The 23,893-nt window shown below is 42.1% G+C and carries 36 protein-coding genes; 1 reads left to right on the forward strand and 35 read right to left on the reverse strand.

Annotation, left to right across the window (positions count from 1 at the left end; all coding sequences use genetic code 11):
- Nucleotides 1-10: 10 nt before the first annotated feature.
- The 23 genes from RIL182_RS11350 to RIL182_RS11455 form a co-directional block, all read right to left on the reverse strand.
- Entirely contained in the window at nt 11-2,617 is a 2,607-nt protein-coding gene (locus RIL182_RS11350) for a phage tail protein (protein WP_006857524.1), read from the reverse strand.
- Between the two features lie 16 nt (nt 2,618-2,633).
- Nucleotides 2,634-3,251 (reverse strand): Gp15 family bacteriophage protein, encoded by a 618-nt coding sequence (locus RIL182_RS11355; RefSeq protein ID WP_006857525.1) that lies wholly within the window; start codon nt 3,249-3,251, stop codon nt 2,634-2,636.
- Nucleotides 3,248-3,715, reverse strand: a complete 468-nt coding sequence (locus RIL182_RS11360) for a hypothetical protein (RefSeq protein WP_006857526.1) — start codon at nt 3,713-3,715, stop codon at nt 3,248-3,250. The genes RIL182_RS11355 and RIL182_RS11360 overlap by 4 nt, the downstream gene beginning before the upstream one ends.
- Before the next feature lie 79 nt (nt 3,716-3,794).
- A complete protein-coding gene (locus RIL182_RS11365) occupies nt 3,795-4,322 on the reverse strand; it encodes a hypothetical protein (protein ID WP_006857527.1) in 528 nt (175 codons plus the stop codon).
- Nucleotides 4,323-4,336: 14 nt separating this feature from the next.
- Nucleotides 4,337-4,792, reverse strand: a complete 456-nt coding sequence (locus RIL182_RS11370) for a hypothetical protein (RefSeq protein WP_134523313.1) — start codon at nt 4,790-4,792, stop codon at nt 4,337-4,339.
- A complete protein-coding gene (locus tag RIL182_RS11375; protein WP_006857597.1) occupies nt 4,793-5,221 on the reverse strand; it encodes a hypothetical protein in 429 nt (142 codons plus the stop codon).
- The gene (locus RIL182_RS11380) at nt 5,218-5,625 is read right to left on the reverse strand and encodes a head-tail connector protein (RefSeq protein ID WP_006857529.1); all 408 of its coding nucleotides are present in this window, start codon (nt 5,623-5,625) and stop codon (nt 5,218-5,220) included. Before RIL182_RS11380 ends, RIL182_RS11375 begins: the two co-directional genes overlap by 4 nt.
- Before the next feature lie 19 nt (nt 5,626-5,644).
- Nucleotides 5,645-6,697 carry a major capsid protein gene (locus RIL182_RS11385; protein ID WP_006857530.1) on the reverse strand — a complete coding sequence of 351 codons (1,053 nt, stop codon included), beginning with the start codon at nt 6,695-6,697 and terminating at the stop codon, nt 5,645-5,647.
- Complete coding sequence (locus tag RIL182_RS11390) at nt 6,698-7,348, reverse strand: hypothetical protein (protein ID WP_006857531.1); 651 nt, start codon at nt 7,346-7,348, stop codon at nt 6,698-6,700.
- Between the two features lie 391 nt (nt 7,349-7,739).
- The gene (locus RIL182_RS11395; RefSeq protein WP_006857532.1) at nt 7,740-8,006 is read right to left on the reverse strand and encodes a hypothetical protein; all 267 of its coding nucleotides are present in this window, start codon (nt 8,004-8,006) and stop codon (nt 7,740-7,742) included.
- The gene (locus tag RIL182_RS11400) at nt 7,993-9,840 is read right to left on the reverse strand and encodes a phage minor capsid protein (RefSeq protein ID WP_006857533.1); all 1,848 of its coding nucleotides are present in this window, start codon (nt 9,838-9,840) and stop codon (nt 7,993-7,995) included. Before RIL182_RS11400 ends, RIL182_RS11395 begins: the two co-directional genes overlap by 14 nt.
- Entirely contained in the window at nt 9,840-10,250 is a 411-nt protein-coding gene (locus RIL182_RS11405; RefSeq protein WP_006857534.1) for a minor capsid protein, read from the reverse strand. Before RIL182_RS11405 ends, RIL182_RS11400 begins: the two co-directional genes overlap by 1 nt.
- Nucleotides 10,251-10,394, reverse strand: coding sequence for a hypothetical protein (locus RIL182_RS21260; protein ID WP_006857535.1), 144 nt, complete (start codon nt 10,392-10,394; stop codon nt 10,251-10,253).
- A gap of 2 nt (nt 10,395-10,396) precedes the next feature.
- On the reverse strand, nt 10,397-11,833 hold the full coding sequence (locus RIL182_RS11410) for a phage portal protein (protein ID WP_134523315.1): 1,437 nt from the start codon (nt 11,831-11,833) through the stop codon (nt 10,397-10,399).
- Nucleotides 11,834-11,877: 44 nt separating this feature from the next.
- Nucleotides 11,878-12,237, reverse strand: a complete 360-nt coding sequence (locus RIL182_RS11415) for a hypothetical protein (protein WP_006857537.1) — start codon at nt 12,235-12,237, stop codon at nt 11,878-11,880.
- Nucleotides 12,218-14,134, reverse strand: coding sequence for a phage terminase large subunit (locus tag RIL182_RS11420; protein ID WP_049938251.1), 1,917 nt, complete (start codon nt 14,132-14,134; stop codon nt 12,218-12,220). Before RIL182_RS11420 ends, RIL182_RS11415 begins: the two co-directional genes overlap by 20 nt.
- Nucleotides 14,135-14,325: 191 nt before the next feature.
- Entirely contained in the window at nt 14,326-14,721 is a 396-nt protein-coding gene (locus RIL182_RS11425) for a hypothetical protein (protein ID WP_006857538.1), read from the reverse strand.
- 11 nt (nt 14,722-14,732) lie between these two features.
- Nucleotides 14,733-15,005: an ETC complex I subunit gene (locus RIL182_RS11430; protein ID WP_134523317.1), complete on the reverse strand. Its 273-nt coding sequence runs from the start codon at nt 15,003-15,005 to the stop codon at nt 14,733-14,735.
- Complete coding sequence (locus RIL182_RS11435) at nt 14,999-15,631, reverse strand: DUF4417 domain-containing protein (RefSeq protein WP_006857539.1); 633 nt, start codon at nt 15,629-15,631, stop codon at nt 14,999-15,001. The genes RIL182_RS11430 and RIL182_RS11435 overlap by 7 nt, the downstream gene beginning before the upstream one ends.
- An 86-nt stretch (nt 15,632-15,717) precedes the next feature.
- Nucleotides 15,718-15,972 (reverse strand): hypothetical protein, encoded by a 255-nt coding sequence (locus tag RIL182_RS11440; RefSeq protein WP_006857600.1) that lies wholly within the window; start codon nt 15,970-15,972, stop codon nt 15,718-15,720.
- A 23-nt stretch (nt 15,973-15,995) separates the two neighbouring features.
- The gene (locus tag RIL182_RS21685) at nt 15,996-16,244 is read right to left on the reverse strand and encodes a DUF6440 family protein (RefSeq protein WP_044999112.1); all 249 of its coding nucleotides are present in this window, start codon (nt 16,242-16,244) and stop codon (nt 15,996-15,998) included.
- A gap of 4 nt (nt 16,245-16,248) precedes the next feature.
- Nucleotides 16,249-16,497 carry a hypothetical protein gene (locus RIL182_RS11450; protein WP_172606712.1) on the reverse strand — a complete coding sequence of 83 codons (249 nt, stop codon included), beginning with the start codon at nt 16,495-16,497 and terminating at the stop codon, nt 16,249-16,251.
- A 67-nt stretch (nt 16,498-16,564) separates the two neighbouring features.
- Nucleotides 16,565-18,268, reverse strand: coding sequence for a DNA cytosine methyltransferase (locus RIL182_RS11455; protein ID WP_044999132.1), 1,704 nt, complete (start codon nt 18,266-18,268; stop codon nt 16,565-16,567).
- Between the two features lie 121 nt (nt 18,269-18,389).
- On the opposite strand from RIL182_RS11455, the gene RIL182_RS11460 reads away from it, so the two are divergent.
- A complete protein-coding gene (locus tag RIL182_RS11460) occupies nt 18,390-19,178 on the forward strand; it encodes a DUF4393 domain-containing protein (RefSeq protein WP_006857542.1) in 789 nt (262 codons plus the stop codon).
- 133 nt (nt 19,179-19,311) lie between these two features.
- Here RIL182_RS11460 and RIL182_RS11465 read toward each other — a convergent pair whose 3' ends face one another.
- The 12 genes from RIL182_RS11465 to RIL182_RS11515 form a co-directional block, all read right to left on the reverse strand.
- On the reverse strand, nt 19,312-19,926 hold the full coding sequence (locus RIL182_RS11465; protein ID WP_006857543.1) for a hypothetical protein: 615 nt from the start codon (nt 19,924-19,926) through the stop codon (nt 19,312-19,314).
- Entirely contained in the window at nt 19,916-20,170 is a 255-nt protein-coding gene (locus tag RIL182_RS11470) for a hypothetical protein (RefSeq protein WP_134523319.1), read from the reverse strand. The genes RIL182_RS11465 and RIL182_RS11470 overlap by 11 nt, the downstream gene beginning before the upstream one ends.
- Nucleotides 20,157-20,408, reverse strand: a complete 252-nt coding sequence (locus RIL182_RS11475; protein WP_006857544.1) for a Lar family restriction alleviation protein — start codon at nt 20,406-20,408, stop codon at nt 20,157-20,159. Before RIL182_RS11475 ends, RIL182_RS11470 begins: the two co-directional genes overlap by 14 nt.
- Nucleotides 20,405-20,698, reverse strand: a complete 294-nt coding sequence (locus tag RIL182_RS11480) for a hypothetical protein (protein WP_006857545.1) — start codon at nt 20,696-20,698, stop codon at nt 20,405-20,407. Before RIL182_RS11480 ends, RIL182_RS11475 begins: the two co-directional genes overlap by 4 nt.
- Nucleotides 20,699-20,700: 2 nt before the next feature.
- Entirely contained in the window at nt 20,701-21,093 is a 393-nt protein-coding gene (locus RIL182_RS11485; protein WP_006857546.1) for a YopX family protein, read from the reverse strand.
- Nucleotides 21,093-21,344, reverse strand: coding sequence for a hypothetical protein (locus tag RIL182_RS11490; protein WP_242655574.1), 252 nt, complete (start codon nt 21,342-21,344; stop codon nt 21,093-21,095). Before RIL182_RS11490 ends, RIL182_RS11485 begins: the two co-directional genes overlap by 1 nt.
- 143 nt (nt 21,345-21,487) lie before the next feature.
- Complete coding sequence (locus RIL182_RS11495; protein WP_006857547.1) at nt 21,488-21,961, reverse strand: hypothetical protein; 474 nt, start codon at nt 21,959-21,961, stop codon at nt 21,488-21,490.
- A 1-nt stretch (nt 21,962) separates the two neighbouring features.
- Nucleotides 21,963-22,487, reverse strand: coding sequence for a DUF551 domain-containing protein (locus tag RIL182_RS11500; protein WP_006857548.1), 525 nt, complete (start codon nt 22,485-22,487; stop codon nt 21,963-21,965).
- On the reverse strand, nt 22,468-22,869 hold the full coding sequence (locus RIL182_RS11505; protein ID WP_006857549.1) for a hypothetical protein: 402 nt from the start codon (nt 22,867-22,869) through the stop codon (nt 22,468-22,470). The genes RIL182_RS11500 and RIL182_RS11505 overlap by 20 nt, the downstream gene beginning before the upstream one ends.
- Nucleotides 22,859-23,014 carry a hypothetical protein gene (locus tag RIL182_RS21265; RefSeq protein ID WP_157579704.1) on the reverse strand — a complete coding sequence of 52 codons (156 nt, stop codon included), beginning with the start codon at nt 23,012-23,014 and terminating at the stop codon, nt 22,859-22,861. Before RIL182_RS21265 ends, RIL182_RS11505 begins: the two co-directional genes overlap by 11 nt.
- 10 nt (nt 23,015-23,024) lie before the next feature.
- Nucleotides 23,025-23,639 carry a hypothetical protein gene (locus tag RIL182_RS11510; protein ID WP_006857550.1) on the reverse strand — a complete coding sequence of 205 codons (615 nt, stop codon included), beginning with the start codon at nt 23,637-23,639 and terminating at the stop codon, nt 23,025-23,027.
- Nucleotides 23,632-23,832, reverse strand: coding sequence for a hypothetical protein (locus tag RIL182_RS11515; protein ID WP_134523321.1), 201 nt, complete (start codon nt 23,830-23,832; stop codon nt 23,632-23,634). The genes RIL182_RS11510 and RIL182_RS11515 overlap by 8 nt, the downstream gene beginning before the upstream one ends.
- Between the last annotated feature and the right edge of the window lie 61 nt (nt 23,833-23,893).

Here is a 23,893-nt window from a genome sequence, read left to right on the forward strand (position 1 = left end):
CGCTCCTCTCCTAAAAGTCAAATGCCGGACTTCCGGTTCTCCGGTAATAGTCGTTTGCCTCTTCCCGTACAATTTTAAAAATTTTTCCTTCGTCCGCTACGATCCGCACCGTCTGCACGCCTTTCATCTCACTTGCAATCATTTCTGCAAGCGGCTTCATGTAAGACAGGTTATTTTCGAGCGGAAGTACTGCTTCGCGTCCTGCTTCTCCGATGTTTGCGAGAGTGCTGCCGGTTGTGATACCGCCGTTGGCAAGACGTGGGAGATTTACATTTGGAATTGTCGGGATGCTAGGATGCCATGAGCCTCCTCCTAAGAAATCCGGAACATCAAAACCGATACTATTAAATCCGTTCGTTAATGTGTTAATTCCATCAATGATTTTATTTACCATTGTTTCTATAATTTTTATAATTCCATTTGCTCCATCTTTAACGTAATCTCTTGCAGCATTCCATGCCCCCTTCCAATCTCCATTAATAAGTGCTGTGACAATTTTTATAAGATTTTCTGCATTTTTCAGCACGAAACCAATGCAATCTAAAATGATATCAACTGCTGCTGAAACAAATCCACTTACTTTTTTTGCAATGTCAGATACTTTCGGTGCAAGAGTATTCATTAGCCATATGATGAGAGGCTTTAACACTACTTCCCATAAAGTTTTTATCAAATCTATGACCGCCCCTAATAATCCCATCAAATTGTCTATAACAGGTTTTAGATGCTGTTCATACGTTTCAGTTACTAATTTCGCAATATAATTCAGTACTGGTTGAATATATTCATCCCATAACTTCAACGCTTCTGCCATTATCTCTGACAATCCGTCTCTTACGGAATCGAAAAAAGGTTTTAAATGCTCATCATATAAAGCTGTAAGTCCATCTGTTATTTGTCTTACAATATCACTCAGAACACCTGTTATCTGCTGGATAAATCCAAGTAGATTATTCAAAGTGTTCTTAATACTCTCACTATTATCTGAAATTGGCGTTACGAGAATATCTAACATGTCTCTGACAAACTTTAAAGCAGTTTCCGTAATAAAAGAAAATGCATCAGCAAATATCTGTATTAGATCCGCCGTAATTTGCTGTCCATTTTCATCTCCAAATACAGAAAAAATATCTGCAATTGTTTCAAATGCTTCAGCTATGAGTGTTGTAATGTCGGATGATATGTTAAAACAATTAATCAAAAACTGTTTTATTCTTCCAGAGTTTTCTTCAAGATAGCTATTTAATCCCCCTAAAAAGTTTTCTGCAATAGTTGTTCCAATACTGATTACAGACGCACTAATACTGCCAAGAGACGTTACAACGGTCTGTGCAAAATTATCTGCTGCGCTCAATACACTTTTGTCAGCAAAAATATCAACAAGCGATTTTCTTATACCCTCTAAACTTTTTTTAATGCTTTCAACCTGTGAGTCAACATCTAAATTATTCCAAGAAGTTTGAAACCCATTAATAAAATCATCTTTTAACTTTTTAAGATAGTCGAAAAACTTCTTATACTTACCTTCAAGCTGATCTATAACACTCTCCTGAGTTGACGTATCAAATGGTTTTATTTCCGTTCCACCGGTGCCACCAGATCCACCAGACCCACTGCCAGACGTCTGATTTTTCGATATAACATTCAATTCATCAAAGGAAGCAAGCGCGCCTTTTGCCTTCTTTGCAGCGTTCGATACAGAGTTTGCATAGTCATCCATAGAATCTGCTGCATCAGAATATCCATCAGCAACATCTTCCGCAGCCGACGCCGTTGTACTCATCTGCTGCATTTGAATGCCAAATATTTTTGACATAATCGCACTGATTGTATTTGCAACATTAATAAGGGCAGCAACAATTTTATTTAAAAATTGGACAACCGGTGTTAATACTGTAATCAGTCCATTTCCAATGATACCCATGAATTCTTTCCACTGTTCAGACAAAATTCTTGTCTGATTCGCCCAAGAATCCTGCGTATCTATAAAATCATCACCTATATAGGATAACTGGCTCATAACATACTGATAACGAAGCATCACTTTCTCTGACTGTGACATTGCAGAATACGATTTTGTTATTCCCTGTTCAAGTGCAAACTGTTTCAAGTTTACCTCGGTCATGACAACGCCATACTGCTTGAGAGTTTCTGTTTCCCCTGTATATATGGATTTCAAGGCAATACTTGCCAGATCCTGTGATACATTGAAAAAGGATGCCATATTAGCAGTCAACTTTGTGAGTTCCAGAGCCATATTCTTAGCATCCTCAGAACTCGTAAGCATTGACTTTCCCATACTCATAAAAGTTGATCCAGTCTGATATGCCATTAATCTGCTCATTCCAAGGTTCTTGATAGCAGATTCTGCCAATGCATCCATTTCACTGCGCATATTACCAAATGCTTTATTCACAACGTTGTCAACTTCTGTTAAGTCAGATGCAAGTTCAATCGCTTCTTTTCCGAATCTTATAAATGCAGTAGCTGATATAGCAAGTCCTAATGTTTTTGCAATTCTTCCAATACTAGACACAATAGAGTTTATTCCTGTGTTGAACTCATTTGTGTTAATTCTTGTATTGATTCTGATTTCTCCATCATACCCACCAGCCATATGCAATCCTCACTCCCTAAACTAATCCCAGTTCCTTTTCTGCTTTCTTCTTTGCTCTGATCTCTGCCATCATCTGATCGTATTCCTCAATCTTTGCTTTTTCATCCTCGGTATACTCTTTCTTTTCTTCCGGCTGTTCTAAGGCATACATTTCCTGTGCTTCCTTAATCGCCTGTCTCTCTTCCTTTCCCATCTTGGATGTGATTTTCTTCCTGCGGATTTCTATAACCTGTTGGAATGATGACTGCTTATAAGGCATGTTCCAGAGCAGACCATTGAACATCCACCAGTGCATATCATCCAAGGAGAGATCGATCCCATATATCTGCCGGAAATCTGCATAGATACGCCACTGGTCAATGTCGTAATCTACCAGCCTGCGGTTATCCTTTGATGATCCCGGCTTGTCATGAAACCAGCCATTTAGAAACCACTCCACACACTGGCGAAGATCATCCCCGTCCGGGTGCTCCCGTTCATCGAACAGCAGATAGATCAGTGCATCACTCTTCTCATACTCATTCAATTCTTTGTCATACTGCACAAGGAATACCTGTATGCCGATACGAAATGATGTATTAACCTTGTAACCGTTCCATTCCTCAGGCAGCGGATCAAGCATGACGTTAATCATGCCTGTGCTCCTTTTCTGCCGGAGTTATAGCGTTTTCTGGTCATCTCGTAACGCTTGCCGAAGAGCTTATTCATGACTGGGATGATCTTCTCGACAAATTCCACCAGTGACGTCTCATCCGGCGTGAAATCTCCATACACGTTTTTTACTGTGTCTTCCCCGAACAGACCGTCGATCTCTGCTGCAATCTGTTTCAGGTACTTCACCCGGATTCTGTTTGCCTGTAAAACCGACTCAACATCAACGTTGTCAGAATCTACCTCATCCTGTGCATGTTCTTTCTTCCATGCTGCCGCCTCTTTCTCACAGTTCTCGGAGATTCTTTCCAGTTTGTTGATGACCTGTCCGAATCGCTCGGCTGTGTCGGCATCTGCGACATTGATGCTCAACACGGTAATGACATCCCCGTCCTCATTTTTAATTGCAATTTTTCTGACACCACTGTCTAATACTAATTCTTCCATAAATTACCACCCTTTCAGAAATCGGGCAGGACTGAAAGGAACCCACCCGATTATGCTAATTTTTGATTAACACCGTTTATTATTTTCCTGATGTACCGGACGCTTTCGCCGCCCATGTAAATGTGCCATCACCGGCGATCGTGATCGTTCCAAGTTCTACCGCACCATTTCCGTTGATCTGAATCGAAGATGTCAGCGTATCGCCGCCGGAGCCGCCTGTGCTTGACGGGCATACCGTAACCGGGACGCGGATGCAATCGCCTGTATTTTTTGTAATGTCTGTTTTGTAATATCTGTAATAATATGTCTCACACTGCTTTCCAGTCGGGAACATTTTGAACATCGTGTCGATTGCAGTCTGCATATCATCAGACATGTAATCACGCTCCGGTGTTGTCGAAAACTCATATCCCTTTACCGTGTTATTTGCGTTTTTCATGTTGACGTACTGGGTTGACTCTGTATTCGGTCCCCAGTCCTCTGTGATCTCTTTGTAGCCATCGCCCATCTCTACGATCTTGGCTGTGCTGCCGATGAGAGTACCAATATCAAGTAATGACACCATGTTGGTACGATCTTCTGCAAAAAACTGTAAGTTCGTTTTCATGTATCTTCCTCCTGTTATTTTTTATAAAAATACTTCAGCTGTATATTAATGGCATACACAACCGTTTTTTCATCCTGCTCGCCACCATATACCGGGGATGTCCTCGTAATTGACTGTAATGTCAGATGTGGATCTTTAAACTCAATTCCGCTCTCTTCCATCCATGCCGCAAGATTATTCAACATCTCCTGTGCTTCAATACTCGCCCTGTTGGTAGTCGGTGAACACTTATAAAGTATCTGAAAAGGCATCTGCGCCACATAGCTGCCACTGACATACTTTTTCAGATATACCGCCCCCTGTATGGGGAATAATCCAATGGATCTATCCGTCTTGATGGAGTTCCATCTTATCGTCGTATTGTCAGCCTTAAACAGATTTGGATAGTCCGGGTATGCCAGAGCAAGTGCAAGAATGCCTTTCTGTGCGTTCTCTGCATCCCGGATGGTAAGTTTTTCTGGCTCTGCCATTTATACGCCTCCTACTTCAAAATGAGGTAAAATATCCTCGTATTTATCAATCGTTGTTACCTTGTAGCAATCGTCACAGTGATCGAACAGCCATTGATAGGCATCATTTTTCGGCAGTATTGTACCCGTATGATCCCCTTTGATAAAAAAATCCTGTGCCGGATTAAATGTCAAAAAGTACTGCTTGCATTTGCCCGGCATGTTTTCCCACTCTTTCGGGGGAAGGTATGGTTTGGCAATATTGCCAAAATCAACATACAGTTTCACTGCATCCGCGCTGTCCATGCCGCTCTTGGAGACATTTGCTCCCTTGGTTTCCACAAGGTCTACACCCTCGAGCAGGGTCGGATAATATGTTTCCTCTTCGGTTTCCGCGTTGAATGAGCGATTGAAAATGGTAACTGTCTTATTATCAAAGAATCCCATCATTCATACCCCGTATATAATAATCCGGTGCCGGACAGGTATTCGCATACCGTGTCATAACACAACCGGTTCTGCGCTACCTTATCCCCAAGCACCTTATCAATAAGCGTTTCATTACTTCCGAAGCTGATCGACCGACCGCCAGAGGACATTGACTTCACATTGCCGCCCTTTTCGTCACTGGCATGACTGGTCTTGAAATCTATCTGATAGAGCAGATCAGCCAATGCACAGGTGGCTTTCTGGATTTTATCGTCAAATTCTTCCCTGGTATCATCATTGATGTGTCCATAGGTCAGTTGATCCAGTTTCATGGATGCGCGATCTTCCCACTTGGGGAAAAGGGATTCCCCGATAGAATCCCCATAATATTTTTCTTTGTAGAAGTCATATGTGGTGTATCCCATCAGAAATCCCCCCTTTCTCTTACCCCCTGGTAATGATCTGCGCAATGTTGATCACTCTTGCCGGGAAGTAATCCGGTTTATCAGAAGAGTTGTTCTGCGCAATTTCCCAGTTTGTCCCTGTCTCCAACTGTGCACCGGTCGGAGAGATCACACCTGTGTTCTTCCACGAAATACCGTATGGAGCAAATACTTTTCTCTGTCTGGTATACAATGTTGTCTCTCCACCATTCTTCGCCGGATTACGATCCATTTCAGATGCAACCTTTACACCGCAGTTTGTGTACTCGATTGCTCCGTTGCCAAGAACATAGGTGGTGTATTTTGTATATCCATCCCCCGCACCCTTAGAAGATTCTGCAACTTCCACAGTCGGCATCGTATCGTCAATAAGTACGATCCTGCCGTTTAAGGTAGCAAGCCCCAGATCACGTTCGATACCATCGGCATCTGTATATTTCATGTAATCCAGCAGCTTAAGATTCTCCAGATTTGTAGCGACCACAGAATGCATGATTGCAAGTGAGAAGTTTGCTTTCTTATCTCCCAGTGCTTTCTGCATTGCATTGTTAAGGGTTGTAGGTCCGAAAGTATTTTCTGTTTCTGCAGTAATATCGTAGGTGTGCGCATCTACGAACTTCTTACCCTCTCCGGTACTCATAGAGAACACACCTTTAAGGATGCTAAGAAGCGTATCCTGATCTACATCATCCCAGAACTCTGCGACCTCTCCGGCTGCTGCAGAATAATCATCCCCCGAAATATCAGATACAAAATCTTTCTCTGTCCATCCCTGCGCCCTGCCGACAACGATACGCCCCATAGTGTAATTGCCGCGCTCTTCTGCTGTAATGTCTGTCTTGCCGTCATAATTTACGGTCTTGCCAGATAAACGCGCCTTAATCAGAGTTGTGATAAAGTTACCGCCCTTCTGGTCCGGCAATAAAGATGCATACTCGCCACGCTCTACGATCGCGCCGCAATGAAGCAGTTCATTCAGACGAAGGTTCGGTGTCTCACGCACAGCAGCATCGAATACTTCGCCATTAAAATTTACTAAGTCAAATAATGCCATTTATTTTTTCTCCTTTCCTCGTCTCAGATATGGTGTAATGTCCATATCCGGGTTCTGATTTTTCAGTTTCATAAGTTCAGCCATAGACAGTTTTGCTCCGTCCGGCTGGCCAATGTTGTTTCCGACAATCTGGCTACGGTTCTGCTGTGCCTGGAATGTTTTGTCGTCAATGAGGATATCCGGCTTATAATTGCCCTTTTCATCCTTGACAATTGCATCAAACAGATCAGAAACGCTCTTACCTCTCGCTTCATCCGAATTAAGGGTTTCAACGAGCTGCTTCTTGATTGCATCCGCTGTAATAGCATTAACAAAATGTTTGTCTGCAAAGAAATCTGTCACAAGGCTGTCAAGTCTTGCAATCTCGTCCTTTTCCTTGCGTTCCTTGCGCTCAGTCTCGAGTGTTGCAGTCAAATCCGCAATTTTCTGATTCAGTGCATCAGCATCTGGGGCGGCATCTTTCATGGTCTGCAGTTCCTTTTCAAGATTCTCCTGTTTGGTTTCAAGATCTTTCTTCTCATTTTCCAAGGTTGCAATCTTATCGTTTTTCTTCTGGACTTCCAGATCCGATACGAATTCCCCTGGAAACGCTTTCTCGATTTCTGGTGTGATCTCAACACCAAGAGATTTCAGTTTGTCGATAATATTCATTTACAAGTTCCTCTCTTTCTTAAAAGTTTTTAATCCGGTCAGCCCGGCACGAATGAGTTGCTATTTGATCCATAGCTGGCAAAATACAAAGAAAAAAGCACGCCCAAAAACAGGACGTGCCTTAACAACATCCTATAATTTTTCTAGGGTAGCGGACGGCTTCCTACGTTCCGTCCGGTGCTTATTTATTTGTTAATATTATTTTATCATGAGTATGGAATAGATTTGTGCCATTTTTTAAGCGCACAAAAAGCACCTGTATTTCAAGGTGCCATGTGCTGTATTACATGAAAGGAGGCTCAGAATGAATAGGTGAAACCCATCTGGCAATATTATAATAACTCATATTGGGATATAATTTGTGCCAAAATAAAAGAATGATATATTGCTTCTAAATATCAAGTCTGCCCTCTCTGATCGCTGCGCAAAGCATAGATAATGATTCTGTATAACCCATTACTTTTTGCTTATCTGCTTCGGATGCATCTGATTGCATAAAAGCTTTTACTTCCTCTTCTACCTCGAAATATTCTTCTTTTGTGTATTTTTTCTCGTGCATTTTTGCAATCAATTTATCCGCTTCGCTTGAATTTTCAGTAATCATATATTTTTTATTATACTCTTCTATTTTTTTTATAAGACCTTTAATGTCCGCCATTTCTACCACCTTTCAGCCTTTCAACAAATCCCATAACCTCGTTATAATCTTCAAATGAAGCTCTGACTTGTCTTAGACATTCATCTACCCTATTTTCTAACCATTGATACCGGTCTGGAAGTGGAACGTTAAATATTTCCTTTGCAAACTCCATATCTGTTCCAAATAAAAAACTTTCATTCAGTGTCTGCAAGACTATCGTTTTATCTTCGTAAGCCGGCAAATTTATAATATTCTTTTCCGTGCATATTTGCTGCTTAAGCCATTCAACTGTTGCCTCTTCGATATACTCGTTTGCACTATATACCTCTGGTTTATAATAGCTTGCAGAACAAGAATGGAGCATCTCGTGCCACACTACCCCATCGTCAACCGTATCCACAAGTGAAATATCGCATGACCATTCCTTTCTCCCTAGCGTTTGTTCCTCTATCAGCGTGTTATCAACTTTTATATTTCCACTCCATTTCGACGGTCTGTCAGAGTACTGCGTTATCTCATCCTTTATCTGTCGTGCAGTCTGCTCAAGTTCTTCCTTTGTTCTTTTAGTATAACCCGCATTCTTCGCTTTTTCCATCGGAACTTTGACAGAATTGCTATAAGCCGTCGCCCTGCCGTTTGCCTTTGACGCCTGTGTCCTCTTAAATCCGGCTACCTTAATTCTATCAGCCTGTGTCTGCAATCCATTATCCGCACAGAATTGCTTATACTGTTGATTCTGTATCCGCAGTTTATAAGCAAGTTTATCATATTGTGGCTGCAACATATCTTTTACATCAGTCTCTGCTATGCCGCTTAACTCTGCCTGTTTTGTCAGTAATTCGCGCTTGGTCTGCCGAATAGCACGCTCCATTGATCTCTGCTGCTGTTGTTTCTCATACAATTCCTGGCTTTCGTGCACATTAATTTTAGGATTTCCATCTGCATCAACATAAGGATTTCGCAGAGACTTATCCCACGGCTTATGGGAATGCCTGCAATTATATCCATGCAGTCCAAGAGGATCTACAACTCTTCCCTGTCCTGTCTTTGGATCTACGGTGTATCCGGTTGCATCTAACAGATTTGGTGTGTCTTTATCACTCCCGACGATTTTATATACTTTTCCCTGCCAATGATCGTGTGATGGTATTCCATCCGGGAACTTTTTGCTATGCCGCGCTCCCATATGTGCCGATACAAGAACATACTCTATTCCTTTTTGTGCTATGTATTGATTAGTTACCTGAGCAGCCGTCTGATTCATAGAAGTAACAACACAACAACGCACTGCCGCTTCTAAAGAGCGCCTGGCACCCGTCGGATAATCAATCACAACGCCGCTCTGTGCATATCTGTCAAGCACTTCACATATTGCACTGTTATACGACTGCATACCAGATGCCACACGATAATCTACCTCATTCAGCATATTGAGTAAATCTCTCTGCGTCTGCAACATAGTTGTCCGCGTAAGGTTATTCAATTCTCCGAATGTTTTCATCATTTCGGCATTCATTGCCATGATGGCTGCATTATTTTGCAAAGGTGTTTGAACATCTCCAAGCCGTTTTAAAACCTCTGCATCATCAGAGAATGATGTCATAACACTATCACGCAATAAACGCCGCACTTCGTCCCTACTCTTTCCTGTCATTTTTGAAATTCTTTTTACAATTTCAGTATGATGCAATCCCATCTGCTGGAGTTTCCAAAGTTCCCGATCAGTAGTGCCAGACATTTCCCCGGATTTTATCAAACGCATTGCTATATCACTGATAATCCAATCTTCCAGTTCCTGATACATTTCTATCAGTTTATCTGATTTTCCGTAAAAATAATCCGGCGTTAACATTATCCTCTTCCTACCTCTCTCTTAACCAAATCAACCCATTCCTGACCATGTGCTTCCTTCGCTCTCTCAAACCAATGATCCGTAGCTTTCGGATGCCCGTTCGCATCGTAGTGCAATGGCCTGCCAGTTGGATATTTCTTTTCTCCGCTGCGCGCCCATGATCTTCCATCCTCTGTCAGATACAATTCTCCCATATACTGATAATGCGCATATGACACATCCGTCTCAATCAATCCAGGTTCAATAATATTCGTCGCTCCTACCATAGATCCCTGTTGAAACGGCATATATGGAATCATGTCATTCAAGACCTGCATGTCCAGTTTATCCTGTGCGCGTCTAAGATTTCCGTCAATTCTGCTTGTATCAAGCCTTATATTTACGTTACCAACGGTCCTGTCGTACCTCATTTACATCCCCCATACTGCAATCGCCGCACTTACCATTAAGAATCCCCAGTAAATTGTGTCACATATTTTTTTCTTTTTCCTTGCCTTATCCATTTCTTCTATAAATGAAACACAAAATAAAAGCATGATTATTTTTAGCACCATCTTTATTCCTCCCCGTACAGTCCGCCTTTGTCCTCCCCTGCATTTTCTTCGTCACACTCCGCAAACATCTCATCAATCTCTTTATCATTAAATCCCTCATATTCTTTGAGGTATTTTCGTTTACTGTATACACCATTCATCATAAGCTGATATGCTCTGGTTCGATCCTGTTCAAACGATGCCAGCAGATCCTTAAAATAAAATACATCTTCATCCGCTACACTTTCATCCAGTGCGTTGACGTACCCGCTCGGCATATTAAAAAATACATCGCAGTATTTATCCAGCGCATATACCAGATCTTTAATAGCTGTTTTAAGTGCATTCCGGATATCTGTGATTGTCTCTACAGTCTCACTATCGTCACTCTCAATCTCTGTAGCTGTAGCAATGCCAGTTTTTCGGTCAAGAACAAACTGCCCCTGTGAGAATCCTGCCTTGGTTGATATCATAGATAAAATGGAATTAATATCTGCAACTCTCTGTTCTGTCAACAGTGTTGGTACATGTTCATTAACCGTATTAGAAGCTTCAACCCCCATCCTCAATCCCTTTACAAATCTTGGAAGTTCAAGTCTTTCCTTATCTCCAGTATTCTTATCGCGTTTCATCAATGCATTTTCATCAATAAATGTAATATGCTGCGAATCATCGACTTCATCATCTTTTCTACTCCACGCTACATCCAGATTGCACAGTTCCTCGATACAATTCGCAAATACTGCCACGCCCTCCGGTGATGTATAGTCAATGGTGTTGTTATACGGCATCTTGAAATACCCAAACAATGGCTTTTCCACATTGGAGATTGTGACTGATTCCGGTATATTCTTCCACTCCGGTACATCTGCCAGTGCAATGCTGCGCCCCAGACTGTCGCTGCCCTTTGATCTGAAAGCCTTATTCTCAATGGTGTATGTTCTTCCAACTCCTTCTCCATCGTCAGAGATTGAAGATGTAAAGTGCTGATACTCCAATCTGGTATAGTAATTATCTCCCTTGATCTGCCGGTCAATAAATATAACCCCAAGGATATCCCCGTTGCTGTTCTTCTCTGTCACTGCAAAGCTGCCTGGCATTACATAGTCGATTGCTCCCGCCGGATTATATGTACCGCTCGGCTTAAAAATAATGCCGCCCGCGCCGCAGGCATCCTCTACCTTATCCCGGATGGACTTCTGGATCATTGCACCAATGCACTGATTGATATAATCCGCCCTGTCGCTGCCACTGATCGTCACATTGAGATCCAGACAGGTCTTTTTGCTGGTGTAATAGCAGAGAAACTTTGCAAAGTTGATCGTGCGCACGTTCTTGCTCATCCAGTACGGTCTACCCTTAATGATGTGCTGCCACTCGATCTGTGCCATCTCCATCAGATCAGAAGAAATAATATCAACATTAAATTCTTTCTCTGCACTTATTTTGAATAAATTCATGATAAACTCCTTTACTCGTGTGAATATGTTCATATGCCACCGCCTTAAATGCCAAGCTGTTTATATACTTCATCTATCTTGTGCCACTGAATAGCAAGCCAATCAACCATTTCCTCATTTTTTGCCCAACCGCCATTATACTGGTTTGAAGAATCTGATAATCCACTCTCGTTCAAAAATGCATGCACAATTTCATGGCGCAACGTCTTTTTCCTGTATGACTTCTGTTCTTCTTCACTCAGGTCAAAGTATTTTTCTTCTGACATATCCGCAACAACAATCAATTTGCTCTCTTCGCCACAATAACCGGCTAAGCTATTTTCTTCCAGATACTTATCCTCTGATACTTTGTGTGTCTCAATTTTGTATTCTGTTCCGAGAACATTAATCTTCATATTCTCCATCGTCCTCTTCCTCCTCATCTTCGTCTATCTCATCATCATAAAGTCCATTGTTGCGGCGACTCTCCATAATCACGCGGTTCAATCCATAGATCAGTGCCATTACACAGTCCTCGCCAATCTTTGGGTACGCATCTGAAAAGCTACCGTCTGCCAACTGCTCATGCTCCAAGGTTGTAAGCTCATGCGCAAGGTGCGGGCATCGTTCCGGATCAACCACAATCTTTGTGGTCTGCTGCAGCCATTCCCAGCAATAATCCCTTCCCTTGCCGGAACCCCAACGCTTTTTGGCACCGATCGCATTAAATCCCCAATCCTGCAACTCTGCAATGGCATCTGGCCGCGCCGAGTCACATATGATCTCTTCTGTAATGTATTCCTTAATCTTTCGGGCAAATGCGCTGTTCTTGCACCGCTTGGCAAATACCTCCGACACGCAATACAATGTATCTGTGTCCTCGTCATAGTAGGCAACTTCAAATGTTTGCGGGTGCTCAAAACCAAAGTCCAGGCCATAATAGAGAAATGGCAGATTCTCTATCTCTGCGTCCGTGATGGTCCGCTCTTCCACATTATCAAAGATGCCGCCACCGGTACCGGTTACTTCTCCCAGGTAATTATTGCGGTAGTACAACGGCTTATGTACCTTGAACCACTCAGCACGTTCGAAGAATCGCTTACCGAGCCACTTCACCGGCACATTGTAATAATAACTGTGGCAGATCCTTGTCTGTGGCTTATTCCGGCATTCTTCCACATACTGGTTCATAAAGTTGTTCTTTGACTTCGGCGGGTTGAATATCTTGATATCAAGCGCAGGCGTGTCAGATCGTAGAAAGGTATCCTCTATGTTGTCCATCTGCTCCACGCCCGCCATCTCGTCGCACTCCTCATGGATCAGCAGCTTCACATAGCCAAAAGGCACGTTAAACGACTTCAAACTGATAGGCTTATCCGCTCCCACGAACATAACCGTCTGTCCGGTCGGCTTATACACCGCGCACATAGGAGACTGTTTGAAATCCCAGTTATCCAGATCATTGTACCGGATCACAGTCTTCATGAACTGGTTATAAACAGATCCACGCAAGTCAACCTTGTATCGTCTGGTATATACAATATGTGCCTGTGGATCTTGCCGGATGGTCTCGTATGCCAGGTCTCCCCAGAAGTTGGACTTGATAGAACCACGACCGCCCTTAGACACAATCTCATGTACGTCTATCTCCCCGGCAAATGCTTCATGCACTGTCCGGTAGATTTCCACAAAATCGGAAGTAATGTCTGTGATTGGTATCGTCCACAGAGGTGCTTTCTCCCGCTTTTCTTTCTCCTCCCGTTCAATTCTCTGCTTTTCTGCTATTGTCAGTGCTTTTTCCAGTCCATCCATTGCCTTAAGTTGATCCTTGAACTCCGGTGTATATCCCTCTCCATCCCTCAACATACCTTTTGCTATCATGCTTCTGCGTTCCTGTATTTCTGCAAGACTCATAATGTCACGGTGCTGTTCTTTCTCGATACGCTCCATCTGCTCGGCGATACTTTCCGAAATATTACTTTTCCTTACATTCTCGGATCCTGTGATAGCAGCTCGCGCTTCTGCGTATCCCGCATCCTTTGCTGCTCGCGTAGCGTTTCCACCGTTCTTAATATATTCAGCAGCAAATGCTTCCTGCTTTGGCGTCAACTTCTTCCCGTTTTTCTTATCTTTCGTTCGTTTTGGACGTTCGCTTTCGTTCGCTTTGCAATCCGAACGTTCGTTATCCCAGTCATATGTATTTTTCCATCTGCGGATTGTTCCTTCCGGTTTCCCAAGCTGGTCAGCAATGTCCACCAGCTTCATGCCGTCCTTATACAGTTCATATGCCTCATCAGCTAATGGATTTTTCTTTGCTGCCAACCGATCATCTCCTTTCATGGCAATAAAAAAAGGACGTACCGTTATGGTACATCCTTATTGTCGCAAGTGTTCGGAGTCGAACCGAACTCTCCTCTATCAAGGCGTAATCACCAGAGTATACTACGCTTGCTAACAAGAAACACCCCGATCACTCGGAAACCATGCGTTGGTTGACGCCGCTTTTATTTAAGCTACTGTTTCTTGTTTATATGATTGTACCATATACGTTCTACCTTCTCAACCATCTTCTTTTCCTTGGGTAATAATCCAGTTGCTCCTTTGGAATTATCATTTTCGTTATGATTATATCCATGATGCACATGTGGTTTTATCCCTTTATGTGGATGATTGAGATCTATTTGTTTCTTTCTTTTATTCTGCTCATCGTAATATGTAATTTTCAGCAAATCATTCCCTCCCACGGTCACATACACTCTGCCCTCCGTCATCGTTTCAAAAAGTGATTCTGAGTTTCTGGAATTTGCTTTTACAAATTTGACATTCTCATGTTCTAATATCGTATGATACTGACTGCCATACGGATTTTTATTTTCGCTTAATCCACTACTTGCTCCTCTTCCACCCATTCAGTATCCTTTCAAAGACTTAAATATTTATAGCCATTTTTCTTTGCATATTTAACAGCTTCTTCTCTCGATTTAAAACTACTTCTAACATTTTCTTTTATCTTGATTTGCTTTTCGTGATAATTATCTTCATCATCCCAATGTGACAATACATCTCTGGTACCAGTCATATAGTACACCGTTCCATGTGGTGTATTTTCCTTACTTATGACAACATTTCCACTTAATTTCCCAAATCCGCTAGAGCCACCACGTCCACCAAAAAATTGTAAATTCACTACCACTGCGCCACCTCCACCTCATGCCACTTCTCGCTGAACCGTTTGACATGTACAATATTTCCTTTACACTCATCTGGGACTCTGCCATAAAAAATAATCTGTGTAGGCTGTAATCTCTCTACCATCTCAAGATAGCCATCCAAAAACCGCTGTTTCTTTTCTGTGCTGTTCTGTGTCCCGACAGAAGAGACCGCAACAACACCCTGTGTAGGTTCTCCATCAAAGCACCATTCAAACGACTTCCGATCGCTCCAGCAAATCGTAGGAATAACATTAATTCCATGCATCTGCCAGTACGCGCCGAGCCAGTGCTTACGGTAATGGTTATAGATCTGTAACGACTTTGGAAAATCCGTATACAGACTGAAATCTGGTGTCAGCACATACTTAAACCGTTGCAACATTGCCGTGTACTTATCCGGGTCTGTCCATACTCTGGTAAACTGGTAATCATCCAGGAAGAAATGTACTGCCTTATTCTCCGGTTCTTTTGCGTTCCTCGCATAATTGAATCCGATAAATTCTGCATTATCAAATTGTACAGGCTCTAACTCCGGTATGTCATACTGACCGACTCCATCAAATAACATCCTCTGTGCATTTTCGTAATTTCTCTGTGTTTTATACATGGCATAGTCCTTTCCTCATATCATAATTATAAGACAGGTCAAGCATGGATTTGTGCCAACTTTAGGGCATAATAAAAGAGAGGCTGTTATTCCTCTCTTCCCCATACAATCATATACTGTCCGTTCTTTTCTTCCACCAGATGCGCCATCCTCTGCCGCATAAGCCTCTGCGCTGTGCCCTTTCTCCTGTAAAAACTCCGTCTGCTGATCGGGAGAATACCGTAGTGTGCTTCCAGCATGTCATAACTGGTACCAACAACGATTGATTCTGTCAGCTTGTCAGCTATGATGCTGTCCACACCCATGCAGATCTCGTATACTTCTTTTTCATCCACACACATTCCCCCTTTAAAACTTGATTACTCTATTCTTCTCCCTGCCAGATCTTCGGTGTACCATCAGCATTGAGCATAACGGTAAGACCACCGCCCGTGCTTATTGTGATATATAAATACATCACTCCTGTGTCACTATCTGCATAAATAAGATATTCTTGTCCACTTCCCACCAGTACCATTGTGTTTTCCTGTCCCGCACTGACATTTGCTGTATCACTGCATCCGGCAATCAGAAGTGTTGCTGTTATGATGGCTGTTATAAGTTTCTTTCGCACTGCATTAGTACTCCGTATTTTCCTCATATTCCTCTTTGCTGATGGTCCTGATGCATTCCTCACTCACGCCTAAACTTTTCGCCATGTTTGCAATGGCTCTTTTCACATAGTCGTATGCACTTTCTTTAAAAATCCTTGGTTTTTTTTCTGTGACTGTGAAATCCATGTTCCGTTCTGCATATCCAACGGAACCCTCTCCGCCAAACATTTCTGAATCCTTAATTTCAAAGTATAATGATATTCTGATTTTCATTTCATTCATTGTTTTTCCTCATCTTCTGCTGTCTGTATCATGGCAGCACCTCCACAAAATTTAAGGTTTACGCAAACCGGAGCTGTCCGGTCTGCTCTGCTTCTATCTGCATATTCGGCATCCGCTCTGCAACACACAATTCTGGCAAATTTGCTCTGACCAGTGCCGCAGGTATCGGTGGGCATACTGCATTGCCGCAGCGGCGCACCTGTTCGCTCCGTGGGTAGATCTTTCCGGTATAGTCATGATCGATTATGTAATCATCCGGGAATCCTTGACATCCATATAACTCCCTTGGCTCTAGCATCCGCAGTCCGATATCTACGATCTGGTAATCAGTGCCGTTGATGGTCACAAGTCCAAAGCGATCCTGTGCTGTGACTGTATCAAGCGGATCTTTGATATCCTGCCCTGTTCCCTGTCCATAGTATTTAATCAGAAATGCTCTGACCTCTCCAAAGTGTCCATCACCGGCTGTGATCGTTGGTAATGGCTGTCTGATATCTTTTCCGTCGCAATGATTATTCATCTGAATCAGATTTGCTGTAACAACGCTGTTATGATCCCATGCGGTCACTGTCGGAAGCGGATTTTCTACTGTTTCCCCAGCACCCTTATATCCTCCGTCATAGTACTTATGCAGGAATGATGTGACCAGTCCATATCTATTTGAGCTGTCAACTGTCATGATCGGATCTTCTATAGTCTGTCCTCTTACTCCATCTTTTGAAGTTTCAGAATGGTACTGAATCAATGTAGGACTGATAAGGCAATGCTCGTTTTTGCTCACAATCGTTGTAAGCGGCTCTCTAACATCCTTGCTTCGGTCTTTTGTAAATCCAGTCTGCCCGATCTGCACCATATACGGCTCCACAATCCCGTACCCGTGCTTTCCGGTTATGGTAGGCATCGGCTCTCTGATATCATTCGGTCTACGCTCACCGCCATGATTACACTGAATGATAAAAGGCTTTGGATTATTCAAAACGAATTTTATAAATCCTCTGGCTATCCTGTCCATCGTCTTTTGTGCCAGTGGTCTTACCGCCCGGATGCCGTATTTCTCCTTGATTTCTTCCGAAGTATCAAAGATGCTCGGACATGGTCGGCTGAAATCAATCTGTGTATATGCTCCAACATAAGGTTTTTTCAATCCTGCCTTTACCTCTTCACTGTCTGCCGGTGCGTGTGTCGGCTCCGGCCAGACGATCGGCTTGCCGTCACACCGGGCGATCATGAAAAATCTCTTTCGCATGGTAGGTGCTCCGTAGTCAGCGGCAATCAGCTCCCGGAATTGCACTTCGTATCCTAAATCCGTGAGCTGCTGAACGAATTTCTGAAATGTTTCGCCCTGCTTTGCCTTAATCGGATGGTGTCGCCGTCCAAGTGGTCCCCAGGTTTTAAATTCTTCCACATTTTCAAGCATAATTACCCTCGGTCGAACAAGTCCCGCCCATCTACAAGCAACCCATGCCAAACCTCTAATAAACTTATCTTTTGGTTTTCCGCCTTTTGCTTTTGAAAAATGTTTGCAATCAGGCGAAAACCAAGCCAGTGCTACAGGATGTCCGTTACATGCCTTTACCGGATCGACCGCCCACACGTTTTCACAGTAATGCTTCGTGTTCGGATGGTTCGCCTTGTGCATCTTGATAGCTTCTGGATCATGGTTGATGGCTATATCAACACTGTATCCGGTTGCCATTTCTATACCAGTGGAAGCGCCGCCCCCACCGGCAAAATTGTCAACTATCAATTCTCCATGTATCATTTTCTTCAAAAGGAACCCGGCGCGCCTTTTATCCGGATAGGTCCCGGCTCCTTTCATATTATTGTAGTTTTTACCTCTTTGATGTATAATGATTTTAATTTACACATAAGGAGGAATTTTTATGTCTAAGGATATAACTAATAACTTCAGCGTTTTAAATGCTGATTTGCCAGAATCAGTTGATAATGCATTAAAAAATCTTACAGATTTGCCTTCCAAAAATGTCGGTCAAACATTATCTGATTGTTGGTTTTTAGTCTTTGGCGGTATTTCACAATTAGCCGAAAAACGTAAATTAAAATATGCCAAAGACTTAGAAGAATTTAAGCAATCCTTAAGTTCAAAAATCACTTCTATTCCAAAAGAAAATCGTGTCGAAGCAAATACCCAAATAGTAATGCCTGCATTAGAAAATGCAAAATACTGTGTTGAAGAACCAAGTCTACGTGAAATGTTTGCAAATTTAATTTCATCATCGCTTGATATTGAAAAACAGGATATTGTTCACCCTTCTTTTTCGGATATATTAAAAACCATGACACCACTAGATGCTCAAAACTTAAAACTAATATTTGATAATTATCAGTTACCAATTTGCAATATTGTTAGAACATCTGATAACCCATCTTTGTATGCCGTGGTGTTGCAAAACATATTTTTAGAAAACTCAGAATGTACTATATATGAACGCCAATCTCTTTCCATCAGTTTTCTATCTAAACAAGGGCTAGTTGAAATTCCTTCATCGCTCTCCATACATGATGACGCTGCTTATTTTAAATATGAGCAATGTGATGAAATGCTACAAATTCAAAATCAATATCCAGATTATACATTTCAATTACAAAAACGTTTAGTAAAACCAACTCCTTTAGGCGTTTCATTTCTCGACATATGTTGTCCTGATTAACTCTTTAAACATTGCAAAGATATCATTTACATAGCTATCTATTATTTTCATATAGTAGATAGCTACAATTTTATTTACAACTAACGCAGTGATGATTGTACAAAGATTATTAATTATAAAGTATTTCATATATTCACCTCATTTCCGTCGGTTTCTCGCACCGCTCAAACGATATCACCCAAACGTAAGGATTCGCATCCCAACCGTAGCGGTCAAGGTCGGATTTCTTGATGGTGCTGTTCCAAATCCCTATAAACGATGTAATTGTCATGTTTTCATCAAGTCCTCCATTTGTGTGGATATACTTATCTGCTCCTTCTGCCAACGCACTTTCTGCGCTGATCTCTTGCAACCGCTCCACCCTCACATTCATAACCTTAAGCCAGATGCGTGCGGCTTCTTTTGGCATGTGGATGGATGGTTTCCATTTTGTAATATCTGCAATATCATTTCTTTGCCAATCTTCGTAGTAATAGTATCCTTTCGGTGCCTCTTTCCATGTTTCACGAACATACAGGATATCGCCCGTACAGATAGGACAGGTTCTCTCCGCTGTACTTAACTGTTCCGTATGCTCCTTATCAACAAAGTTATGTACTGCATAAGTTCTCTTGTCGGCATTGTAAAATTCCATATCCGGCACGGTATACTCATTTGCATCTTTGCATATACGCCGGGTACAACTCTTTCTCCCGTCCAGAATCGCCCGAACCATATCGGTATTGAATAAAATCGGTTTAATCGGCATCTACTCCACCTCTTTTCACAATCTCGATCATATCCGTCAATATTCCATCACAACTGAATTGCTCCATTTCACCCTGAAATTCTTTCAACTGCTCTACAACCTTGTCTAGGTCGTAGGCGGTCGGCTGTTCATTTATAATTCTGATATCACGGAAAAGTAAAACTTCCTCTCTGCTTGTTTTTGCGTGATATTCATGACTTTTTTCTAGTCGTTTTACCAATGCATCCGCATCAATCAGTCTCATTGTTTGCCCTCCTGTTCCAATCTGTAGTTGCTTTTGTTCGCTCGTCTTTTCCTGTTCTGATTCCACCGTCCTGATCCATATACATCTCACATTCATAGCTTTTTGGAAGTTCTGTTCCGCATTTCATACATTTGATTTTGAACATTACTCCAACATCCGAATGTGATGACTTATTTACAATGGTAAAGAACATTGCTTTTCCGCCGCAGAACGGGCATGGTTTAAGTTCTTTGTTCATTCTTCATTCCCCCAATCAATCATTTGACCGCAACTCGGGCAATAAGTGGGACTAGCACTTTTAAAGCATCTTGGGCATGATGGACAAATCATTGCGTTTCCCATAATTCTCGGTCGCTTCGCTGTCTGTTTCCCCATCGCCGCCCGGCACTCTTCTGTCGTGCTGATTGCACGGTACTGCTGAACTTCTTCCAGTGCCTTGATCGCTTCCTCAAAAGCTCTAAGTGTACTGCTTTTACTTTCCCAGCCCATTTCCTGCTTGATTATTTTTATTGCCTTGCTCTCATTCATGACTACACCTCCAACAGTTCCGGGTTATCAATCATGTTTCCGATCACTTCAAAATTCTCTGAATCAAAATCATCCAGTTCCTCGTAGTCATCACAGCGCAGCTCATTCGTACACCATCCGTTTTCATGCCACACGACACGCTTTCTCGTCTCATCTTCTGGAAACCCAACGTCGATATGCCCTGAAAGAATATCATTCTCAAAAATCAGCTTACCGTTCTTATCAGGCATTGCGGTGCACTGGCAGACGGTTTCTGGGTCTACTTCGGCCATGTTCGGGATATCATTGATCATTCCCCATAGGATATATCTTCTCTCCCAGATACCATATAAATATCCTTGTATCCATTCGCCATTATCAATCCGCTTTCCACGGGATAAAAATCTATTCTCCATCACTCTTTCACTCCCTTCGGTGTTATCTTGATCCTCTTCACACAATCCGGGCAGAAATCAAACCCGTTCACTCTTGTGGTGCATTCCGTGCAGATTTTCTTATCACAGGTCATGGTATAACTTTTAAATCCGCTTCCCCGTGCATGTGTAATAACTGTATTTACAGGCATGTCGCACAGCAAAGTTGATTCCTTTTTTTTACAGAACGGGCACAGATCATCTTTCGGTATATGTTTAACTACGTCTCCCATCACGTTCCACCTTTTTTCCTTTGCAAAATCCTCTATGTTCATGCACGGAAAATGAAATACTTCCGGTCTGCTTCATGTAAGTCAATTTTTCTCCGGTCAACTCACATTTATGTTTACGTTCATTCAAATACTGACATCTTCCATCACAATACATCGCTTTCCCCCTCCATTTCTTTCAACTTGGCTTCGGCTTCCTCGTATGTAAGAAAAACAGTTTTACCTATCTCACTTACCGGAAACTCTGGCGTATCTTCACCATATCCGCCCCAGAGTTCTGAATGGTTTGAATGATAAGAAGCTCGGATATACAACACATCATCCTCATATTCAAAACCATACACTTTTCTCACATCAATGATGTCTTCCGGTGTCTCCCCGGCTCCTAATCTGTCCTCTACACATTCACGATAAAACTCGTAGAGCTTGTCTCCTTTGTTGCATGGGAAAATAATCATTCTTCCCTGTTCCTCGGCATCCTCATAAGTGGCAAGCTTATCAAGTGCCATTCTGTTATGATGTGCAGTCATTTCACATGGTTCAAGGTGTGCATTACCATTCTCTGCATCCTTAAACCAAACCATATCACTGTTTTTTGAACGTATTGTTAATCTCTCCATGCTATCCCTCACTTTCTGCCTTAAGCCATTGTTCCACCTCTGTAACAGAACACATTGCTACACCGCCCTCAATGGTCTTTACACTACCCTGCTCATATGTTTCGATTGAGCAAAGGAAATCTAAAAGTTCATCATCCGTCATGCTCCTGATCCGGTCTGCATTGGTCTGTGGCTTTTCAATATGTGGCTTTTCTGCATCTGTGCTGTACGACTCCGGCAGTGGCATCCAAGCATTTACAAATAATCCATATTTTGCATAGCTTTTGTCATCATCCCCCGGATAAAACGCACCGTTACCATCTTCATCAGTTTCATATCTTCCGATATCTGGAATAGTAAAGTTTTCAAACGATACCAGGATATATTTATCAGTATTAGGAATCTGCTCATCTACTGGAATCCATCCGCTTTCCTGCTCCAAAATCCTGTTGATTTCTTCCTCTGAAACCACTTTTGTTAGTGGAGAATACCCACAGGCTTCTGTTACTGCCTCAGATATCCGGTTCTTAATCCTGCTTATTGACATTCTGATCCTCGCTCTCTGCCAGTTTGGCATGCTCCCATACCATTGTAGATCCATTAGTGGTGCTCCATGATGTTTTTCCATCGCTCCACGCATACACATAATTGTTCTCGAATTTAGCAAAATGTTTTTTCTCCCATTCGTCGCTGCTGCGGTATCTAACATAAATCGGTGTGTCAACAGGAACTTTACTCCAATCAACAGGTGGCTTGCCATATTCGTTATCAGCCCAATCCCTTAATTTTTTTGTACAATCGTTACAACCATAAAAATTACAATCAATGCATTTTCCACATGATTTCGGTTTTCCATGAACGATAGCTACTTTATATCCATCACAGGCAATTTCTGCGATCTCCTTGGCATACTTCTCTTTATTCAGCATCCTTCTTCTCCTTCCCGTACCGCAACTGATACGGTACTTCTTTAAAATCTCTCAATGCATCCGGGTTTGGATGCTTTGGTATTCTCGTCTGACGGTTTTCCATCTCTGCTATGATTCTGCGTCTCTCTTTGCTTTCTCTGTGCAATTTATACCTCCTATATTTCATACGTCTTTCCGATAAAACGCTTGTCAATGTACTTACATTCCCATTCCAATACGCTTGCGATCCCTGTCATGGTTTCATATCCGGTAGCAAGGCAGCTAATTAAATATCTGATTCTCTCATAAACCTGTCTGATCTGATTTCCCGAAAATTTAAACTGTGTTTTAAGGCAGACACCCAACATAGCAAAATAATTAAATACCTGTGCCAGTAAAAACTTATTTGCCTGTATCATGCAGTTCGGTGCAATCTTTCTCTCTACCAGATAAAAACTTTCACGATACGGAATCTTATTAGTTTCCTCTCTCACGTCAATCTTGCATTTATCTTTCAGATAAAAACCAAGTTCCTCGCCTGTCGTTCCATCCTTTGCATTCTCCACATATGCATCAATAGTCTGCTCAACCTTTATGATTCTTTTGTGTCCGAATCCGAACTTATCATGCAGTGCCTGATATGCCATCATACGGACGTTATAATAGGATTCCTCTATCAGATAATCCGCATTGCTTTGTGCCTTGGCGTGTCTCTGTATTCCGATCAGTTCACTCTTGGAATATCCAAGTGGCTGCATCCGCTTTTTCTTTCTTGCCAGTGCATTACTCATCCCGTACACCTTCTTTCTCTTTTCTTTCCCATTTTTCCATCAGATCAAAAAGTTCTTTTCTTACTTCCGCTTCATGTCCCTTGGCTTTTTTTACAGTATCATCCACGATATCTGTGACATGCTGCCATTGTTCATCTGTTAACGGATAAAACTTACTGATCTGCTGATCGATAAAATCTTTCTTTTTATTCAACCATTCACGTTGTGCATTATTTAAAATAGAAATCACATCCTTTTTGTAAACTTGTGATACC

This window comes from Roseburia intestinalis L1-82, assembly GCF_900537995.1.
Taxonomy (GTDB): Bacteria; Bacillota; Clostridia; order Lachnospirales; family Lachnospiraceae; genus Roseburia; species Roseburia intestinalis.

Coding starts and splice junctions, on each gene's coding strand:
- RIL182_RS11395 (WP_006857532.1), bottom strand. CDS start 8,006: ATGGCGGACATTAAAGGTCTTATAAAAAAAATAGAAGAGTATAATAAA.
- RIL182_RS11495 (WP_006857547.1), bottom strand. CDS start 21,961: ATGGAGAGATTAACAATACGTTCAAAAAACAGTGATATGGTTTGGTTT.
- RIL182_RS11450 (WP_172606712.1), bottom strand. CDS start 16,497: ATGAAAATCAGAATATCATTATACTTTGAAATTAAGGATTCAGAAATG.
- RIL182_RS11410 (WP_134523315.1), bottom strand. CDS start 11,833: ATGAATTTATTCAAAATAAGTGCAGAGAAAGAATTTAATGTTGATATT.
- RIL182_RS21260 (WP_006857535.1), bottom strand. CDS start 10,394: ATGGTGCTAAAAATAATCATGCTTTTATTTTGTGTTTCATTTATAGAA.
- RIL182_RS11475 (WP_006857544.1), bottom strand. CDS start 20,408: ATGAACAAAGAACTTAAACCATGCCCGTTCTGCGGCGGAAAAGCAATG.
- RIL182_RS11350 (WP_006857524.1), bottom strand. CDS start 2,617: ATGGCTGGTGGGTATGATGGAGAAATCAGAATCAATACAAGAATTAAC.
- RIL182_RS11405 (WP_006857534.1), bottom strand. CDS start 10,250: ATGAGGTACGACAGGACCGTTGGTAACGTAAATATAAGGCTTGATACA.
- RIL182_RS11435 (WP_006857539.1), bottom strand. CDS start 15,631: ATGTATAAAACACAGAGAAATTACGAAAATGCACAGAGGATGTTATTT.
- RIL182_RS11490 (WP_242655574.1), bottom strand. CDS start 21,344: ATGGGAGACGTAGTTAAACATATACCGAAAGATGATCTGTGCCCGTTC.
- RIL182_RS11465 (WP_006857543.1), bottom strand. CDS start 19,926: ATGCCGATTAAACCGATTTTATTCAATACCGATATGGTTCGGGCGATT.
- RIL182_RS11485 (WP_006857546.1), bottom strand. CDS start 21,093: ATGGAGAATAGATTTTTATCCCGTGGAAAGCGGATTGATAATGGCGAA.
- RIL182_RS11370 (WP_134523313.1), bottom strand. CDS start 4,792: ATGGCAGAGCCAGAAAAACTTACCATCCGGGATGCAGAGAACGCACAG.
- RIL182_RS11375 (WP_006857597.1), bottom strand. CDS start 5,221: ATGATGGGATTCTTTGATAATAAGACAGTTACCATTTTCAATCGCTCA.
- RIL182_RS11480 (WP_006857545.1), bottom strand. CDS start 20,698: ATGAATGAGAGCAAGGCAATAAAAATAATCAAGCAGGAAATGGGCTGG.
- RIL182_RS11360 (WP_006857526.1), bottom strand. CDS start 3,715: ATGGAAGAATTAGTATTAGACAGTGGTGTCAGAAAAATTGCAATTAAA.
- RIL182_RS11470 (WP_134523319.1), bottom strand. CDS start 20,170: ATGAGACTGATTGATGCGGATGCATTGGTAAAACGACTAGAAAAAAGT.
- RIL182_RS11510 (WP_006857550.1), bottom strand. CDS start 23,639: ATGAGTAATGCACTGGCAAGAAAGAAAAAGCGGATGCAGCCACTTGGA.
- RIL182_RS11380 (WP_006857529.1), bottom strand. CDS start 5,625: ATGGGATACACCACATATGACTTCTACAAAGAAAAATATTATGGGGAT.
- RIL182_RS11500 (WP_006857548.1), bottom strand. CDS start 22,487: ATGTCAATAAGCAGGATTAAGAACCGGATATCTGAGGCAGTAACAGAA.
- RIL182_RS11415 (WP_006857537.1), bottom strand. CDS start 12,237: ATGGAGAATATGAAGATTAATGTTCTCGGAACAGAATACAAAATTGAG.
- RIL182_RS11460 (WP_006857542.1), top strand. CDS start 18,390: ATGTCTAAGGATATAACTAATAACTTCAGCGTTTTAAATGCTGATTTG.
- RIL182_RS11425 (WP_006857538.1), bottom strand. CDS start 14,721: ATGGGTGGAAGAGGAGCAAGTAGTGGATTAAGCGAAAATAAAAATCCG.
- RIL182_RS11440 (WP_006857600.1), bottom strand. CDS start 15,972: ATGTGTGTGGATGAAAAAGAAGTATACGAGATCTGCATGGGTGTGGAC.
- RIL182_RS11400 (WP_006857533.1), bottom strand. CDS start 9,840: ATGTTAACGCCGGATTATTTTTACGGAAAATCAGATAAACTGATAGAA.
- RIL182_RS11390 (WP_006857531.1), bottom strand. CDS start 7,348: ATGAATATTATCGACAAACTGAAATCTCTTGGTGTTGAGATCACACCA.
- RIL182_RS11365 (WP_006857527.1), bottom strand. CDS start 4,322: ATGAAAACGAACTTACAGTTTTTTGCAGAAGATCGTACCAACATGGTG.
- RIL182_RS11505 (WP_006857549.1), bottom strand. CDS start 22,869: ATGCTGAATAAAGAGAAGTATGCCAAGGAGATCGCAGAAATTGCCTGT.
- RIL182_RS11385 (WP_006857530.1), bottom strand. CDS start 6,697: ATGGCATTATTTGACTTAGTAAATTTTAATGGCGAAGTATTCGATGCT.
- RIL182_RS11455 (WP_044999132.1), bottom strand. CDS start 18,268: ATGATACATGGAGAATTGATAGTTGACAATTTTGCCGGTGGGGGCGGC.
- RIL182_RS11355 (WP_006857525.1), bottom strand. CDS start 3,251: ATGATTAACGTCATGCTTGATCCGCTGCCTGAGGAATGGAACGGTTAC.